This window comes from Pseudoalteromonas sp. NBT06-2, assembly GCF_002276045.1.
GTDB lineage: Bacteria > Pseudomonadota > Gammaproteobacteria > Enterobacterales > Alteromonadaceae > Pseudoalteromonas.
The window spans coordinates 1-13,791 of sequence record NZ_NQMR01000098.1 but is presented as its reverse complement, the minus strand read 5'-3'; the positions used below and the strand labels follow the sequence as shown (position 1 = coordinate 13,791).

General features: G+C 35.1%; 13 protein-coding genes and 3 tRNA genes. 4 read left to right on the top strand and 12 right to left on the bottom strand.

Annotated elements, in window-relative coordinates:
* Positions 1-45: 45 nt before the first annotated feature.
* From CJF42_RS17400 to CJF42_RS17390, 3 genes are all read right to left on the bottom strand, one after another.
* A tRNA-His gene (locus tag CJF42_RS17400) sits at positions 46-121 on the bottom strand.
* A 31-nt stretch (positions 122-152) separates the two neighbouring features.
* Positions 153-229 (bottom strand) — tRNA-Arg (locus CJF42_RS17395).
* 23 nt (positions 230-252) lie between these two features.
* A tRNA-Pro gene (locus tag CJF42_RS17390) sits at positions 253-329 on the bottom strand.
* A gap of 279 nt (positions 330-608) precedes the next feature.
* On the opposite strand from CJF42_RS17390, the gene folD reads away from it, so the two are divergent.
* A complete protein-coding gene (gene folD / locus CJF42_RS17385; protein ID WP_095367898.1) occupies positions 609-1,463 on the top strand; it encodes a bifunctional methylenetetrahydrofolate dehydrogenase/methenyltetrahydrofolate cyclohydrolase FolD in 855 nt (284 codons plus the stop codon).
* Positions 1,464-1,583: 120 nt separating this feature from the next.
* On the opposite strand, the gene cysS is transcribed toward folD, so the two are convergent.
* The gene (gene cysS, locus CJF42_RS17380; RefSeq protein WP_095367897.1) at positions 1,584-2,963 is read right to left on the bottom strand and encodes a cysteine--tRNA ligase; all 1,380 of its coding nucleotides are present in this window, start codon (positions 2,961-2,963) and stop codon (positions 1,584-1,586) included.
* Positions 2,964-3,176: 213 nt separating this feature from the next.
* Between cysS and CJF42_RS17375 the strand changes: the two genes are divergently transcribed.
* Both CJF42_RS17375 and CJF42_RS17370 read left to right on the top strand, forming a co-directional pair.
* On the top strand, positions 3,177-3,671 hold the full coding sequence (locus CJF42_RS17375; protein ID WP_095367896.1) for a peptidylprolyl isomerase: 495 nt from the start codon (positions 3,177-3,179) through the stop codon (positions 3,669-3,671).
* Positions 3,672-3,776: 105 nt separating this feature from the next.
* A complete protein-coding gene (locus CJF42_RS17370; RefSeq protein ID WP_095367895.1) occupies positions 3,777-4,508 on the top strand; it encodes a UDP-2,3-diacylglucosamine diphosphatase in 732 nt (243 codons plus the stop codon).
* A gap of 8 nt (positions 4,509-4,516) precedes the next feature.
* Here the strand turns inward: CJF42_RS17370 and miaE are convergent, their stop codons facing one another.
* A complete protein-coding gene (gene miaE, locus CJF42_RS17365; protein WP_095367894.1) occupies positions 4,517-5,284 on the bottom strand; it encodes a tRNA isopentenyl-2-thiomethyl-A-37 hydroxylase MiaE in 768 nt (255 codons plus the stop codon).
* Positions 5,285-5,501: 217 nt separating this feature from the next.
* Between miaE and CJF42_RS17360 the strand changes: the two genes are divergently transcribed.
* Positions 5,502-6,098 (top strand): Yip1 family protein, encoded by a 597-nt coding sequence (locus tag CJF42_RS17360; protein WP_095367893.1) that lies wholly within the window; start codon positions 5,502-5,504, stop codon positions 6,096-6,098.
* A 148-nt stretch (positions 6,099-6,246) separates the two neighbouring features.
* On the opposite strand, the gene purF is transcribed toward CJF42_RS17360, so the two are convergent.
* From purF to CJF42_RS17325, 7 genes are all read right to left on the bottom strand, one after another.
* Positions 6,247-7,767, bottom strand: coding sequence for an amidophosphoribosyltransferase (purF, locus tag CJF42_RS17355; RefSeq protein WP_095367892.1), 1,521 nt, complete (start codon positions 7,765-7,767; stop codon positions 6,247-6,249).
* Positions 7,768-7,785: 18 nt separating this feature from the next.
* Positions 7,786-8,280: a CvpA family protein gene (locus CJF42_RS17350; protein WP_095367891.1), complete on the bottom strand. Its 495-nt coding sequence runs from the start codon at positions 8,278-8,280 to the stop codon at positions 7,786-7,788.
* A 60-nt stretch (positions 8,281-8,340) separates the two neighbouring features.
* Entirely contained in the window at positions 8,341-8,985 is a 645-nt protein-coding gene (locus CJF42_RS17345) for an SPOR domain-containing protein (RefSeq protein ID WP_095367890.1), read from the bottom strand.
* 12 nt (positions 8,986-8,997) lie between these two features.
* A complete protein-coding gene (gene folC / locus CJF42_RS17340; RefSeq protein WP_095367889.1) occupies positions 8,998-10,275 on the bottom strand; it encodes a bifunctional tetrahydrofolate synthase/dihydrofolate synthase in 1,278 nt (425 codons plus the stop codon).
* A 70-nt stretch (positions 10,276-10,345) separates the two neighbouring features.
* Entirely contained in the window at positions 10,346-11,218 is an 873-nt protein-coding gene (accD, locus tag CJF42_RS17335; RefSeq protein ID WP_095367888.1) for an acetyl-CoA carboxylase, carboxyltransferase subunit beta, read from the bottom strand.
* A gap of 143 nt (positions 11,219-11,361) precedes the next feature.
* Positions 11,362-12,150, bottom strand: coding sequence for a tRNA pseudouridine(38-40) synthase TruA (gene truA / locus CJF42_RS17330; protein ID WP_095367887.1), 789 nt, complete (start codon positions 12,148-12,150; stop codon positions 11,362-11,364).
* A gap of 148 nt (positions 12,151-12,298) precedes the next feature.
* The coding region (locus tag CJF42_RS17325; protein ID WP_286203506.1) for a FimV/HubP family polar landmark protein at positions 12,299-13,791 on the bottom strand (1,493 nt) is incomplete at its 5' end.

The window sequence follows — 13,791 nt, the reverse complement described above, 5'->3', positions numbered from 1 at the left end:
ACCAAACTGCGCTAATCGCCGAATTTCTAGATTTATGATTTAAATTGGGGCGATTGACGGGGCTCGAACCCGCGACCACCGGAATCACAATCCAGGGCTCTACCAACTGAGCTACAACCGCCATAACTTAAATCTTTGAATATCACAATAGATGGTGCGCCCTGAAGGATTCGAACCTTCGACCCACGCCTTAGAAGGGCGTTGCTCTATCCAGCTGAGCTAAGGGCGCGTTTTATTTAACCATAAATAAAGTGGTCGGCGATGCAGGATTTGAACCTGCGACCCCTTGGACCCAAACCAAGTGCGCTACCAAACTGCGCTAATCGCCGAATATCCAGTTACCTTTGAGTAAGTCCTCGTTGGCAACGGGGTGCATAATAGAGATTTGATGTATGGAGGTCAAATCTTTTTTTAATAAATTACTCTAAGTGCCTAAAATTAAATCATACTGACTGTTTTTTACGTTTTTTTGATTAATCTTTACCAAATTTGGAGTTGTAAATATCATTATCTTTATTATCTACAGTAGACTTACTTGGCGCATCACGCGTTTCATGAGAAAATAACATGTATTAAAAGTCCTATAACCCCAAATTTAAAGGTCACCCATGACGGCAAACATCATAGATGGTAAAGCAATTGCTAAACAAGTTAGAAATGCAGTTGCCTCAAAAGTAAAACAGCGTGTAGAAAATGGTTTACGAACTCCAGGCTTAGCTGTTGTACTTGTAGGTTTAGATCCTGCCAGTCAAGTATATGTAGGTTCAAAGCGTAAAGCTTGTGAAGAAGTGGGATTCGTATCAAAATCTTATGACCTACCAGCAGATTCAACTGAACAGCAAATCTTAGATCTAGTTGACTCATTAAATAATGACCCTGAAGTAGATGGTATTTTAGTTCAACTACCTTTACCTGAAGGATTAAATTCAGAAAAAGTACTAGAGCGTATAACACCACATAAAGATGTAGATGGTTTTCACCCTTATAATATAGGTCGATTAGCGCAACGTATGCCTGCTCTTCGCCCTTGTACACCTAAAGGTATCATTACTTTATTAGATTCGACTGGTGTTAAATATAGAGGTATGCATGCTGTTGTCGTTGGCGCATCTAATATCGTAGGCCGCCCAATGTCTTTAGAGCTTTTATTAGCTGGTTGTACCACAACTGTCTGTCACAAATTTACAAAAGACTTGGAAGAGCATGTTCGTCGTGCTGATCTTGTTGTTGTTGCCGTTGGTAAACCTGCATTTATACCTGGTGATTGGATTAAAGAAGGCGCTATTGTGATAGATGTAGGTATTAACCGTTTAGATTCAGGTAAATTAGTAGGTGATGTGGAATATAATATTGCACAAAACAATGCCAGTTTTATCACGCCAGTACCAGGTGGCGTAGGCCCAATGACAGTTGCAAGCTTAATCGAAAATACCTTAGAAGCATGTGAAAAATATCACAGCTAAGAAATTTGCTAAGCTGTTTTCTTAATCGCCACTAAGCGATTTCCCTTCGAGGAGCGAAATGAAATAAATAAAACCGCAATATTTGCGGTTTTATTATTACAAGTTTAAATTGTTACTTTATTAAGCCTTTCTCCACGTAGTACCAACTGCACTATCTTCTAAAACAATTTTCATTTCATTTAATTTATCTCTGGCATCATCGGCCATTAGCCAATCTTTATCAACTCTTGCTTGATTGCGTTGTTTTATTAAAGCTTCAATAATCGCAACTTCGTCATCTTCTTGCTCACCTTGTAAGAAATCTGTAGGCACTTGTTGCGCTATACCTAATACTTCTCCTAAACTACGTAATATATAACTCAGCTCAGATGCTTTATTTTCATCTGATTCTTTAATACGGTTAAGCTCTTTTGCTAATTCAAAAACTACTGATAATGCTTCAGGTGTATTAAAATCATCATCCATTGCTTTTTTGAACTTTATCACATAATCGTTATCATTTAATTCAACCGCAACAGGTATGACACCTCTAAGCGCGGTATAAATACGCTCTAATGATGAACGAGCTTGATCTAAATTATCCTGAGAATAATTAAGTTGACTTCTGTAATGACCTGAAATTAAAAAATAGCGCACAGATTCTGCATCATATTTTTTTAAGACGTCTCTTACAGTGAAAAAGTTACCTAATGATTTAGACATTTTTTCTTTATTTACTTGAACCATGCCAGTATGAATCCAAGAATTAGCGTATTGACCATTATTGGCACAACATGATTGTGCTATTTCATTTTCATGATGCGGGAATTGTAAATCTGAACCACCACCATGAATATCAAAATGCTCACCTAAATGTTTACTGCTCATAGCTGAACATTCTATATGCCAGCCTGGACGCCCTGCTCCCCATGGAGACTCCCAAAAAGGTTCACCAACTTTCGCTTTTTTCCATAATACAAAATCAAGCTGTGAATTTTTATTTTCATCAACTTCAACACGAGAACCTGCTTGTAGCATATCTAAGTCTTGTTGAGATAATTGACCGTAGTTTTCAAAACTAGAAACATTAAATAACACATCTCCTTTTGCTGTAACGTACGCATGACCTTTATTAATAAGACGTTCAACCATTTCAATTATTTCAGGTATATGCTCTGTTACTGTTGGCTCTACATCCGGACGTAACATCCCTAAATTATCAAAATCTTGATGCATAGCTTTAGTCATGCGTTTAGTCAAGTCATCTATTTTTTCACCATTGTCATTTGCGCGATTAATGATCTTGTCATCTACATCTGTAATATTACGTACAAATTTTAAATCAAAACCGATATACCTGAAATATCTCACAATAACATCAAAACTAACAAATGTTCTTGCATGACCTATATGACAATAATCATAAATGGTGATACCACACACATACATATCAATTTTGCCATCGACTCTGGGTTTAAACGCTTCTTTTTGTCTTGTTAGTGTGTTGTATATTTGTACCATTTACTGAAAATCCTTCACTTTTGGGAATTTTTGCCTACTTATAAGCTATCTTATCACTTGCAGGTTACATGCTCTATACCCTTTTATAACGTGAATATATTTATCAAAAAATAACTAAAATACAACTGCACCTGATTATATCACTTTGTGGTTCATAACGAATTTAGATAGAATACACATAAAATAAATTCTCTATTTAAGTTAGGAAATCTCATGGTTACTTTACATACCAACTTCGGTGACATAAAAATCGCATTAAACGCTGAAAAAGCACCACAAACAGTAGAAAACTTTTTAAAGTACGCTAATTCAGGTTTTTATGATGGTACTATATTTCACCGTGTAATAGATGGTTTCATGGTTCAAGGTGGTGGCTTTTTACCTGGTATGGAACAAAAAACTGTTCAAGATCCAATTCAAAATGAAGCAACAAATGGCCTTTCTAATAAGAAAGGTACACTTGCAATGGCTCGTACGCCTGATCCACATTCAGCTACAGCACAATTTTTCATCAATGTAAACGATAACAACTTTCTCGATTTCACAAGCGAAACTTCTCAAGGTTGGGGATATTGTGTATTTGCTGAAGTTGTTGAAGGACTAGATATAATTGAAACTATCAAAAATGTTGCAACTGGAAGCGAAGGCTTTCATCAAGACGTACCTCTTGAAGATGTTATTATTACAAAAGTAACAGTTGAAGTGTAATTTTACCTGGGCTAATCTATTTTAGCCCTATTCTTTTCTTCACGAAGTGGCCTTATTCTTTTCTTCACGAAGTCGCCCTAATAAATATGCGAAGCAAATTTATTTATGAATAAAACCTTATTTATTTCCGACCTACATTTAACAGAGTCTCGACCTGATATCAGCAAAGCGTTTTTTAATTTTTTAAATAATCAAGTTAATGATGAACTTGATGCCCTATATATTCTTGGCGATTTTTTTGAAATATGGATAGGTGATGATTATCAAACAGCTTTGACACTCAAAATAGCTGAAAATTTAAAAGCAATAAATGATTCAGGTATTCCCGTTTACTTTATTCATGGTAATAGAGATTTTTTAGTCGGCAATAAATATGCTGAATTATCAGGCCTACAATTACTAGACGAAAGAACTATTATCGATTTATATGGCACAAAAACGTTAATTCTCCATGGTGATGAAATGTGTACTCAAGATCTTGAATATCAAAAATTCAGACAAAAGAGTCGTAGTTGGTGGTGGCCCAAACTCATGTTAACGATGCCGTTGTTTTATCGTAAAAGTGTTGCTAAAAAAGCAAGAGAACGTAGTAAAGCTTCTCAAATGGATAAAGCTCCTGAGATACTAGATGTAACAAATGAAGCCGTTATTGATACCTTCAAAAAATATCAAACAACTTTAATGATACATGGCCATACCCACAGACCAAAAGTACATTTCCACAATATTGATGGTACACCAGCAAAGCGTATTGTTTTGGGTGACTGGTATACACAAGGTTCATATTTAGTTGTTACAAAAGAGACTCAAGAACTAATATTTACCGATTTAGAGTAAAGAAAAAATTAAAAATCAGGTAAACCAGAGTGAAATTTAAAATCATCATCTTCTGATTGTATAAGTTGTGCTTCAACTTCACCAAAAAACTTCACTCTATCACTGATATCAACGTCTTTACCCGCGACTTGCTGTGCTAGATTTAAATAATCTTGATAATGACGGGCTTCAGAACGCAATAAAGAAACATAGAATTTATTTAACTCATCATCTAGATGCGGTGCAATTTTTGCGAAACGCTCACAAGAGCGTGCTTCTATGTATGCGCCACAAATTAATTTATCAATCAAAATTGCAGGCTCATGGGTGCGTATTTGTGTCATCATTCCCTTGGCATATCGCCCTGCAGTAATATTTTCATAAGCAATACCTCTATCAGTCATTATTTCTAATACTTGATAAAAGTGATGTAACTCTTCTTTAATTAATAAAACCATTTTATCAATTAAGTCCTGGCCAAATACTGAATTGCTCTTAGGTACAATTGCCTTAGATAACTTATAGTGCTCAGCTAAACTCTCTAAAGTACCTTCTTTTTTATATACAAACTTTTCATATGGCTGAAACCATTCAAGCAAAGCTTTACCACTTTCTTTATCTACTGCATATTTACGAATTAACCACATTGCCGTTTGCCCTGCTTTAAGCTCACAAAGAAGGTGATCTAATAATAATATTTTTAAGTTTTCTGATTTTTTAGCTTCTATGATCCATTCATCAGGCGTGTCGCATTGTAAAAATGATTTTATTGGTGCTAATAACTGTTCGTTCGTCATGAAAGTCTCATATAAAAAAACTAAAATTTAAATGCACATTTTATCATAATCAAACTCGGACATCTTGATCTCTATCACTTGTAAAACTTCTAAATAAAACTTTATGTATTACAACAATGGAAAAGAATCTTGTAAACTTGACAAAATATTAACATTCAACAATACCTTAAAGGGAAGACTAATAAAAACAACTTAAAATAAGAAGGAAGTATAAATTATGATATTAAATCACCTATGGGGAATATATGCGCATCCAAAAGATGAATGGCAAACTATTGACAAAAGACATGAAAGTTTAAAATACAGTATTTCACATATTTTATTGATTGCTTTGATCCCATCCATTATGGGTTATTATTCTTCAGTCCATTTAGGGTGGAGTATCGGTACGGGCGATCCCATCTATCTTACTGAATCCAGCGCAATATTTATTGCTGTTGCAATGTATTTTGCATTAATTGGTGGCGTGTGTGCTTTAGGGTTATTGGCTCACTGGATGGCAAAAACATTTGGTGCAAAACCAACCTATACACAAACTCTAGAACTCGCTGCATATACCGCAACTCCTATTTTTATGACTGCTTTTGCTGCATTTTACCCTGTGCTATGGTTTATTGTAATAGTAGGTTGTTTTGCTTTAGCTTATTCTGTTTATTTACTATACACCGGTGTACCAATATTAATGCATATTCCTGAAGAACGAGGCTTTATTTATGCAAGTTCAGTGGTTACATCAGGTTTGATTTTACTAGTATGTATTTTAGCATTGACCGCTATGATGTGGACAACAGGTTATGGGCCTATGTTTGCTTAATAGATCTGCTTCGCATTTCTATTTAATCCACTACGTGATACTACTTTGTAAGTAATAATTTCTCATTTATAATGAAAAAGGAGCTAAATAGCTCCTTTTTCATTATTCTAAACACTCTAATCATATGTAAAGATGTGCTGCAGATTGTTTAATCTACAGAATCTTGATTATGTAATTCAAGACCTGATGACATTGCTTGCTCATTATCTGATTTTGCAGAGTCATTTCTTAAATCATTGATATGATTTAAATATGCCTGATCTATATCACCACTTACATAGTGACCATTAAATACTGAAGTTTCAAATGACTTAATATCTTTATTTTCTTTTGAAACCGCCTCAATTAAATCTGGTAATGATTGGAAAATTAAACCATCAGCACCAATACATTCGTTAATATCTTCAACTTCACGACCGTGCGCAATTAATTCAGTTACTGATGGCATATCAATACCATAAACATTTGGGAAACGAATTTCAGGTGCTGCGGATGCAAAATAAACATTTTTAGCACCAGACTCTCGTGCCATTTGAACAATTTGTGCAGATGTCGTACCACGAACAATTGAGTCATCAACTAATAATACATTTTTACCTTTAAATTCACGGCCAATTGCATTAAGTTTTTGACGAACTGATTTTTTACGCATTTCTTGTCCCGGCATGATAAATGTTCTGCCGATATATCTGTTTTTAACAAACCCTTGACGATATGGAATTTTCAATACAGCTGCCATTTCAAGTGCTATATCACATGATGTTTCAGGAATAGGAATGATGACATCTATTTCTTTATCAGCCCACTCTTTAGCAACTTTTTCACCTAGCTTTGTTCCCATATTTACACGTGCAGCATAAACAGAAATATTATCTAAAGTTGAATCAGGACGTGCGAAATAAACGAATTCAAAAATACACGGAGAATAAGCAGCATGCTCTGAACATTGTTGTGAAAACAATTGGCCTTCGTTATTTACGAAAATGCTTTCACCAGGCGCAACATCACGAATAAATTCAAAACCACAGCTATCTAATGCAACACTTTCAGAGGCAAACATATATTCAGTGCCAGTATCTAATTCTCTTTTACCAAACACTAATGGACGGATCCCGTTTGGATCACGAAATGCTAACATGCCTTGACCGATTATCATGGCAATAGCAGCATAACCACCTACAGCTTTATTATTGACAGCCGTTACCGCTTTAAAAATATCTTCAGGCTCTAAGCTTAATTTTTCTGTTAAGGCAATTTCATGTGCTAAAACATTTAATAAAACTTCAGAATCAGACGTTGTATTGACATGACGTCTCGCCACTGAAAATAACTCTTGTTTTAAAGCTTCAGCATTCGTTAAGTTACCATTATGTGCTAAAGAAATACCAAAAGGTGAATTCACATAAAATGGTTGCGCTTCAGCTGAACTAGATGATCCTGCAGTTGGGTAACGAACATGACCTATGCCCATATCGCCTTGTAAACGCTTCATATGGCGAGTATGGAACACATCTTTCACTAAACCATTATCTTTACGTAAACTAAAAGTATGGTTGTTAATGGTGATTATTCCGGCCGCATCTTGACCTCGATGTTGTAACACCGTTAAGCCATCATAAATTGCTTGATTAACAGGAGAATTCCCGACTATACCAACAATACCGCACATGTTATTTATCCTTGCAGACTAAGTGTTTACTAAAGTTAAAAAGCTAGAGTTATTTTCCAGGTATGCAAAAAACCATTCAATAACAAAGCCAAATTCAGGGATTAACGTTGAAGTCTCCCACCAATACGTTTTTGGCGCGCTGGTAAAAGCATCTAGAAAAAATAATATAGCACTAACAACTAATACACCTCTAAGTGCACCAAATGCGAGACCGATAATACGATCAGTGCCTGATAAGCCTGTATGTTCAACTAGTTTACCCAAAATAAAGTTAAATAAACCGCCTAAGAAAAGTGTCGTTACAAATAAAATTGAGATAGCAGCGGCATTTTTTAATAAAGGTTCAGAAATGGGTGTAAGAAAGGCAGCTAAATGCTCGTAGAAAAAGCTAGAGACAAAAAAGGCAGCAACCCAAATAGCAAGGGAGATCGCTTCTTTTATAAAACCTCTGATCAAACTGATCATAGCAGAAAGTGTAATAATGCCTAAAATGGCATAATCAACCCAAATCATATAAATTAGCCTTTGTTAATTTCGGGCGCATTTTATAAGACACTCGCCCAAAATACCAGATCATTTTGTAACATCAAATATAGTAACTTTACCATTAAGGCCTGTAAGTCTTTTTAATTCAGGTAATTTGAGCTCTAAATCAGATTTTTTAATCATAGGTCCCACAAAAACTTTTGTTAATTGTCCCGAGGGGGTAGATATTGGTTTTGTAAAAGTTGTAAAACCTGATTTTTTTAATTTTGCTAATAAACTTGCTACATTTGCTTTATGAGAAAAGCTGCCTAATTGAATTACATAAGCAAAACCGGTTAGATTTGAGCTTTGAGCTCGCTTTTCAACTTTAGGCTCAGGTTTATAAGTATTGACCTGTACAACATCAGTCTTTGAAACAGCATTAACCTCATCAATGTTACTTTTAGGTGCTTTAGTTTGCTCCAAGATCTCATCTAATGATTGCTCAGCTTTTGCATCTAAGGCTACTTCATCGACTATTTCAGTTGAAGTATCTGGTAATTTAGATTCTAACTCTGATTGAGCTTGCTCTAAATCCAAGTCAACTGTTTTAAATTCAGGGCGATCTGGTATCGTTTTAAAGCCTTCTTTAAATTTAACCTTTTCACCATCTAAAATATTTGGAATAAACACCACTGCAGCAATAACAACAATTATTGTACCGACTAATCTATTTATAAACCCTGAATTCACCTAAATTTCCTCTTAGCTAAAAAAAAGCATTGCATCTGCTACAGTGTAAAATGAACCAAAAACAATCAAAAGTTGTTTTTCGCCTTTTTTTTCTGTTCCTTGCATCTGCGGTAAAAGATTATCTAATGCATTGTCAACAGACGCAAATTTTTGAGCATCCTTTATTCCTAAACATGCTAACTTCTTCGCTAAAATATCACAGTTTGCACCTCTAAAGCATGATAAGGTCGTAATAGACCAATTATCGACAGCCTCTACTAATTCTGATAATGCTGCTTTTTGATCTTTATCTTCGAGCATGCCAACTAACGCATTTATTTTATACTCTTGTGATTTAAAAGGTTGCAGTTGCTTAGCTAAATAACGTGCTGATTCAGGATTATGTGCCACATCAACATAAACTAATGGTGATTGACTCAAGCATTCAAATCGCCCTTCTACTTTGAGTTCATTTATTACCTGAGATATTATTTTATGGTTTGGTAACAAGTTTAGAGTTTTAAGTGTTGTTAATGCAGTGGCAACATTTTGTGCTGGAATTGCGGGTTTCTGATATTCAACCTTATCAGATTCAAAAATCCACTCAAATGAAGAGCCATTATCGATATATTTAAAATCTGTACCAGATAAAAACATATTTGCAGATATTTTTTCACCAAAGTCAGTTACTGATTGCGGTATATTTAAATCCCCCACTATAGCGGGCATATTTTTTCTGAAAATGCCTGCTTTCTCAAAACCAACTAACTCTCTAGTATCGCCAAGATAATCTTTATGGTCTAAATCAATCGTAGTGATCACAGATGCCACTGGAGAAACAATATTAGTTGCATCTAATCGACCGCCCAAACCAACTTCTAATAAAATATAATCTACTTGGTGACGTTTAAATATTTCTAAACCTGCTAATGTAGCATATTCAAAGTAAGTTAATGTTATTGCACCACGACTTTGCTCTAAAGAATGAAATGCATCCACATGTTCTTGATTACCTAGTTTCTCACCATTGATCCTGACTCTTTCATTGTAATGAAAGATATGAGGTGAAGCATATGTACCAACAGAGTATCCTTGAGCAAGAAGCATAGCCTCTAGGCAACGCGCTGTTGTTCCCTTACCATTGGTACCTGCTATTAATATTATTTTACTAGAAAAATTTAATAAACCTTGCTGCTGAGCAACCTTTTCAACACGAGTTAAACCCATTTCTATATTGGCAGGGTGAATACTTTCTAAATAACAAAGCCAATCATCAAGGCTTGATGATTGGCTTAAAATACAGTGTGACATAATTTCACTTTTGTAATTAATCTTGGCTTGAGCTGCATTTTATATAAAATGCAGCTCAAAAGCGACAAAACTAAGCAACTCTATGTTCTTGTTCTGTTGAAGGTAAGTTCATATATTTAGCTACAATTCTAGCAATAGTATCGCGCATTTCACGACGGTCAACTATCATATCGATTGCACCGTGCTCTAAAAGGAACTCACTACGCTGAAAACCTTCTGGTAATGTTTCACGTACTGTTTGTTCAATTACACGCGGACCAGCAAAACCGATCAATGCTTTTGGTTCTCCTATATTGACATCACCTAGCATAGCCAAAGAAGCTGAAACACCGCCCATTGTTGGATCTGTTAAAACTGAAATATAAGGTAAACCTTTTTCACTCATTTTAGCAAGTGCAGCACTTGTTTTAGCCATTTGCATTAAAGACATTAAAGCTTCTTGCATTCTTGCGCCGCCAGAAGAGGAAAAACAGACTAAAGGCATGTCATTTTCTAAACACTTATTCACAGCTGCAACAAAACGCGCACCCACAACTGATGCCATAGAACCTCCCATAAATGAGAATTCAAATGCCACAACAGCAACAGGTATCCCTTTTAGGCGGCCAGTCATAGCAACTAATGCATCTTTCTCCCCACTTACTTTTTTAGCTGAGGTAAGACGGTCTGTATATTTTTTAGAATCTTTAAACTTTAATAAATCTTGTGCTTCTAAATCGACTCCTAGCTCTACTCTATCAGCAGAGTCTAAAAAATTCTCAATACGGCCGCGGGCACTTTGACGCATATGATGATCACATTTTGGACAAACGTTAAGTGATTTTTCTAATTCCGCTTTATATAAAATAGCATCACAGTCTCCACATTTTGCCCATATGCCTTCTGGAATTTCTTTACGACCAGAAGATTTTGTTTTAGGTAAGATTCTTTCTAACCAACTCATGTGCGATTCTCTTAATTCTTATAAAATTAGGCTGTTCTCTGTCAGTACAACTGTACAAGCAGAAAAATTTTACCAATTAAAACATGATTTCTACAACTTAGGTATAAAAAACTGGTCTTAGCTGTCTGCTAAACATATCAAGTTTAGAAGTCAGGTAAAAATAATGGCCCTGGATGCGTTTTTTCTAATCCCCACTTTTCAGGGTACTCCACATCAACCAAATACAAACCACCTGCTTTTGCTGTTGCGCTCGCTTTAGTTCTATCTTTTATTTCTAAAATTTCTTTCATCCATTCTGGTTCTTGTTTATATAGACCAATATCAATCAAACATCCGGTTATATTTCTTACCATATGATGTAAAAATGCATTCGCTTTCACATCAATTACGATAAAATCACCATAACGATCTACTTTTAAATGGATTATTTTACGATTAGGTGTATTAGCTTGGCAATGAATAGCTCGAAAAGAAGTAAAGTCATGTTCACCTACTAGATATGGACAGGCTTGTTGCATTTTTTCAACATCTAAAGGCTGATAATAATGACTGACTCCATTTTTTAAAATACCCGGTCTTAATGGGCTGTTATAAATAATATAACGATAACGTCGTGCTACAGCACTATAGCGTGCATGAAAATCAAAAGGAATTTCCTTTACCCAACGAATAGCAACTGTATCTGGTAATAAAGAGTTCATACCTAATGTAAATGCACTCATATCTCGTATAGCAGTTGTTTCAAAATGCACAACTTGACCAGTACCATGCACGCCTGCATCAGTTCTGCCAGCACAAAATACAATTACTTTTTCATTACAAATTTTGGAAAGTGCGGTTTCAACCTCTTCCTGTACACTGTTCACATTATCTTGGCGCTGCCAACCATAATATTGTGAACCATCGTATTCAATACCAAGTGCTATTCGCATATTTATCCAATAGAAACTACTAAAGCGCCGTATTATACCCATTTAAGCTAAAAATGCGACTAGACCAATACAATTAACAATTATCTAAAAAATAAAAAACACAGCTATAAATCACGGTATTTTAGGGTTTTATACATTATATTTTAAATTATAATTTAATTTTTTTCTTTAATTGTTCAGCTTCTCTTTGTACTTCTGGCGGACCATTATTAATAACATCTTGTATGGCTTTAGCCGCACTTTCAAAATCTTCAATTTCTATATATGCCAGTGCTAAATCTAACTTGGCTGAATAACCACCATTTTGAGCATCAACATCTAGGCTATCTTCACCAGCTAATAATTCATCAAACTCACTTAAGCCAACATCCATATCAATATTATCGTATGGCTCATCAATAGGTTCAATATCGTCACTTTCTTCAATTAAATCTGTAATGTTTAAAAAATCAGAGTCACCATCTAAAGTATTTTCTAATTCAAGATCATCATCAATTTCAATTGCATTTTCTAAAGTATTCTCTTCAGATAATAAACTATCAAAGTCAATTTCAAATTCTTGAGAATCTAAATTAGTAAGATCTTCTGGCTCAGCCAATTCATTAAGTAAAGAGTCAAAATCTGTATTATCTAAATCACTCAAAGATTCATTAATACTAGCAGGGTCGTTTTGCTCTTCTAATAAAGCATCGTTGCTATCTTCATCTAATAAGCTTTCAAGCTTCATTTCAACTTCATTGATTTCCTGCTCAACATTTGGCTCGGATAAATTTTGATCCGTAGACATTAACTCAGCTTCAAGCTGTTGAAGGTCATCTCCTTGCTTAGAATCATTTGATGATAATTTGAATAAATCTTCATCATCCTCTACAGAATCCAAGTCATCATCTTCAATGAGTGAAAAACTATCTAATACTTCTTCTTTTAAACCAAAATCATCTTCAATGTCATTTGATGACGTCTGTGTTCTCATTGATTCAGCAAGCTCTATCTCAGCCTGAGAAAGTTGAATTGGCCCTTCATTTGCCTCGATTTCAGCCAAGGCGTCATCCAATGCCAGCTCTGGATATTCTTCAAGTTCTTCACTTGGAGAATCGACATGTTGTTGCTCTAAAGATATTCGCTCTTCGCTAAATGATTCATCCTCAGTAGATAAATCAAAATCATCAGATTCTAATAAAGGGTTATCACCTAAATCAATTTCTAAATCTTCAGAACTCGAATTTAATTGCGCTTCAAAATTATCTAAATTTTCATGCACAAATTCATCGTCCGCTAAGGCCTGCTTTTCTTCTGATAAATCAGTCTCTAAAGGCACATCTTCTTGTTGTGCTATTTCAGTTCCAAACTCTGGCTCATTTAAAACTTCAGTTAATTCCTCTAAATCACTTTCCAATAATGCGTCAATATCATCTAAACTATCTAAATCGTTTAAATCATTCTCCTCATCTTGAACCTCAAACTGATTTGTTCCCTCTGAACTACTTTCCTCACTTGCCACTTCATTTAATAAAGCATCTATGTCAGCAGCAGCAGCGACTTCATCAGATTCTTCAGTAACTGAAGTGCCTTCTAATAAAGCATCTATGTCATCATCAACAGCGACTTCATCAGGTTTTTCAGTCACTGAAGCGCCTTCTA

What these genes read in the sequence shown, in the direction of transcription:
- folD (WP_095367898.1), top strand. Translation starts at nt 609, where the DNA reads ATGACGGCAAACATCATAGATGGTAAAGCAATTGCTAAACAAGTTAGA.
- cysS (WP_095367897.1), bottom strand. Translation starts at nt 2,963, where the DNA reads ATGGTACAAATATACAACACACTAACAAGACAAAAAGAAGCGTTTAAA.
- CJF42_RS17375 (WP_095367896.1), top strand. Translation starts at nt 3,177, where the DNA reads ATGGTTACTTTACATACCAACTTCGGTGACATAAAAATCGCATTAAAC.
- CJF42_RS17370 (WP_095367895.1), top strand. Translation starts at nt 3,777, where the DNA reads ATGAATAAAACCTTATTTATTTCCGACCTACATTTAACAGAGTCTCGA.
- miaE (WP_095367894.1), bottom strand. Translation starts at nt 5,284, where the DNA reads ATGACGAACGAACAGTTATTAGCACCAATAAAATCATTTTTACAATGC.
- CJF42_RS17360 (WP_095367893.1), top strand. Translation starts at nt 5,502, where the DNA reads ATGATATTAAATCACCTATGGGGAATATATGCGCATCCAAAAGATGAA.
- purF (WP_095367892.1), bottom strand. Translation starts at nt 7,767, where the DNA reads ATGTGCGGTATTGTTGGTATAGTCGGGAATTCTCCTGTTAATCAAGCA.
- CJF42_RS17350 (WP_095367891.1), bottom strand. Translation starts at nt 8,280, where the DNA reads ATGATTTGGGTTGATTATGCCATTTTAGGCATTATTACACTTTCTGCT.
- folC (WP_095367889.1), bottom strand. Translation starts at nt 10,275, where the DNA reads ATGTCACACTGTATTTTAAGCCAATCATCAAGCCTTGATGATTGGCTT.
- accD (WP_095367888.1), bottom strand. Translation starts at nt 11,218, where the DNA reads ATGAGTTGGTTAGAAAGAATCTTACCTAAAACAAAATCTTCTGGTCGT.
- truA (WP_095367887.1), bottom strand. Translation starts at nt 12,150, where the DNA reads ATGCGAATAGCACTTGGTATTGAATACGATGGTTCACAATATTATGGT.